We start from the raw sequence: 3,426 nt of genomic DNA on the forward strand, positions 1-3,426 counted from the left end.
GATGCTCGTTGCGAGGGCGCGGCCGAAGGCTCTCGAGGAATTCGGCGGCGACGCGTTCTTCACGCCGCCTTGGGAACTCACCGACCAATGCGTCAAGAATTGTTCATTCATCTCGGGAGAATCGGCTAGCGCCTTTGCCCTGCTCACACTGGTCGTGTTCGTCCGGCCGAAATACGCGATCGTCTATCTCGGAGCGGTTGGCCTTCTCGCGGCAGGCTTTTCGTTCACCAGAGTGTTGCATGGGGCGCATTTCCTTTCGGATGTCGTCATCGCATGGAACGTGATGCTGATCTGGGCTATCCTCCTGTGGCGCATATTCTCGCGCAACGCACCGCAGATCGACGCGATCTTCGCCGGCAGATGACTTTACGACGAAATGGCCAGTCAGAATGCCGGTTTCGCCGCCGGTCGCGAGGCGCCGCCGGAAAATCGTCGGCCCCAGCCAGTGCCAGGCAGGCCGCAGATACGAACGGCTGTCACGTGTTCCAGCGGCGGTGCTCGCTGTCCGAGGCTAGACGCCAACCGCCGCGGCGGTCCCGGCCACGGCTCCGTCCACGGCGGCTTCCCCGAAATCGGCGAATGCGCGCGCTTGGCGCTTGCCAGCCGTCCCGTCGGAAACACCGCCCACAGGTCGACGGGGGAAGCTCTCAGTCATCGAGCACGCGAACGACGACGCCGTACGCCAGTTCTCGCGCCACATCGGAAGTTCGGGCTCGGGCGCGCGTTCCCCTGCCGGCTCGGGCAACCCGGTCATCGTCGCTTCGGTCAGCCGCAGGATGCTGACGCTGCCTTCCATTTCAAGACTGCGAGATCACTGCCTGGATGCGTACGCGCGCCCCCTCCGGCGGATAGCTCACGTTCACGGTGCCGCCGAGTTGTCCGGCCAGCACGCGCTCAAGCAAGGTCGAGCCGAAGCCGCGGCGGGTCGGAGGCGTGACGGGGGGACCATTGCTCTCGACCCATTCCAGATGGAGCATGATGCCACCCTCCGTCCGCTCTGTCGTCCAGCCGACTGTCAGTCGGCCGTTTGGAACCGACAGTGCGCCGTATTTCACCGCGTTCGTGGTCAGTTCGTGCACGGCCATTGCGAAGGGTACGGCTGCATCGACGGGAAGCTGGAAGAGCGTTCCGTCGAGCGTCAGCCGTGAGCCGTCATCATAGGGTTCGAGTTCCGCGCGGATGATCTTCTGGAGGTCGGCTCCCGCCCATTCGTTGTCGGTCAGGAGCGTATGACTGCGGGCCAGCGAGAAGAGGCGGCCGGTCATCCCCTTCTGGAAAGCTTCCATGTTGTCCGAGGTGCGAAGGGTGAAATTCATGATCGACTGGACCGTCGTCAGGGTATTCTTCACCCGGTGATGCAACTCGTTGATCAGCAGCGCCTGACGCTCCTTCGCCGCCTTCTCGCTTGAGATGTCGCGCACCTCGATGATGGTGCCGATCGGCTTGCCATCCTCGTGCCGGATCGGACTCGCCGTGAAGGCGATCGGGTAGAAACTGCCGTCCTTGTGGACGAACACCTCTTCCCCCTGTTCCTTGTTGTTCTCGGGAAAGGCGCGGTCGATGGCGCATTCGTGGATCGGAAAGGGGCGGCCGTCGGGATAGGTGTGGTGCACGACATCATGCAGCGGCCGTCCCTGTGTTTCCGCCAGCGTATAGCCGGTCAGCACCTCGGCGGCCGGATTCATGTAGATGCAGTGCTGGTGCTCGTCCATGACGAACACGGCGACCGAGGCATTGTCCAGCACCGCGTTGAGCCGCCGCGTCGTGTCGCGCAGGCGCTCCTCGGTGTGCTTCCGGTCGGTAATGTCGAGCACGAATTCGAATCCGGTGCCGTCGGGCAGCAACTTGGCGGCGAACAGGGCCCACCAGCGGGAGCCGTCCTTGCGGATATACTGCTTTTCATAGGGCGTGGTGTGGCCCTTCTCCTTCAGTTCGGCAAAGGCACGCTCGGAATCCTGCATCCACTCGGCAGGGGTGAGGCGCTGCCAGGTCAGGCGCCCCTGTTCCAGGTCCTCCCGGCTGTAGCCGCCCATGCGCAGAAACGCGTCATTGGCATCCGTGAGCAGCCCGTCCATGTCGAAATAGATCGCACCGACCGTCCCGATCTCCAGAGCCGTGCGGAACCTCGCCTCGCTGATGCGGAGCGCCTCCTCGGCACGCGCCCGCTCGACGGCCGCCCAGGTCCGCTCGGCCACCTCCTGTACGAGCGCGATGTCCTCCTCGCTCCAGCGACGCGGCTCGGCCGAGTGCAGGAACAGGAGCGCGATCAACCGTCCCGCCCTGACCAGTGGCACCGCGAGCTGCGCGCGGACGCCGAGTGCGTGATGCGCCCCGGCAGCGGGTTTGCCGGCGGTGCGGGCGTCAGTATCGAAATCCTCGATCGCGACCATATGGCCCGACCGGTAGGCGGCAGCGATGTCCGGGCCATAGCTTTCGAGATTGTGGCGCCCCGCGACGGAGTCCACGCCCTCCGCCCGCCAGTCCCCCTTGATATGAAGGTGGACGCCGTCCTCCTCCATCTCTGAATAGCCGACGCGCATCGCTCCGAGGTGCCGGCCCAGCAGCTCGGCCGCGGATGTCATGACTCCGCGCGGAGCGGTAATTTCCCGCAGGCGGTCGCTGAGGTCGAGCAGGAGATGGGGTGCGACCTGAGACTTCACGCGTCGAGCAGTCCAGCTTGGGGATAACGCGTCTGCCGTTCAACGTCGTGCACCTCGCGAACGGTCTCCCTTACCGGGCGCGACTGGGCGTGCATCTTCGACACGGCATCCGTCGGTTCATGACGGTAGGATTGCGGCGATGCTGAAAAGCTTAGCATTGTCGACCATTTCATCGCCCCATGACCATGCTGGCGGCATAATAATAGTAGCATGAAACCTGAAATTGAAGCAAGAACTCGGAATGTCACGCGCCCGATATATCGATCCAGATCAAGAACTGAATTTCAGATCCGCCAGGGTCCGATCGCCGGATCGTCCGATGCGGCAGCTTTCGGGGCTGAGCATCGAGCATGTGCGGCTGCCGGACGAACGGTTCGAGTACAAGGTCGTTGGCAACAGCCACTACCTCGCCCTTCACGACATCGAGTTGCTGGACGGCGAGGTCGAACTCGCAAACGGCGCCCGCTCTCACCGCCGCTCACTCGCCGACCGGCTGACCTTCGTTCCGGCCGGATGTGAGGTCGTCGGCTGGTCCGTGCCGAAGGTCCGCAGGAACAGTTTCACGGCGCTGTATTTCGACGCAACGACGCTGGTCGAGGAATTCCGCACCGGCTTCACCGCCAGCAGCCCGCCACCGTTGCTGTATGCCCTCGACCCGTCGCTTCGAACGACACTCCAAAAGCTGGGCAACGCCGTTTCGATCGGTGTGGGTGCCGCCCACCTCGAATCCTTGTGCCTGGTCGCGGTCGGCGAACTGCTGCAGGTG

The 3,426-nt window shown here is 63.8% G+C and carries 3 protein-coding genes; 2 read left to right on the top strand and 1 reads right to left on the bottom strand.

Going from position 1 to position 3,426, the window contains the following annotated elements:
* Positions 1-364, top strand: a 364-nt coding sequence (locus A6302_RS19760) for a phosphatase PAP2 family protein (protein WP_083255930.1), incomplete at its 5' end; no start/stop codon positions are given.
* A 433-nt stretch (positions 365-797) separates the two neighbouring features.
* Here A6302_RS19760 and A6302_RS21730 read toward each other — a convergent pair.
* Positions 798-2,660: a PAS domain S-box protein gene (locus tag A6302_RS21730; RefSeq protein WP_083255931.1), complete on the bottom strand. Its 1,863-nt coding sequence runs from the start codon at positions 2,658-2,660 to the stop codon at positions 798-800.
* A gap of 319 nt (positions 2,661-2,979) precedes the next feature.
* Between A6302_RS21730 and A6302_RS19775 the strand changes: the two genes are divergently transcribed.
* A partial coding sequence (locus A6302_RS19775; protein ID WP_483428749.1) for a protein kinase family protein occupies positions 2,980-3,426 on the top strand: 447 nt, incomplete at its 3' end.

Origin of the sequence: Methylobrevis pamukkalensis (assembly GCF_001720135.1) — a bacterium.
GTDB classification, from domain to species: Bacteria; Pseudomonadota; Alphaproteobacteria; order Rhizobiales; family Pleomorphomonadaceae; genus Methylobrevis; species Methylobrevis pamukkalensis.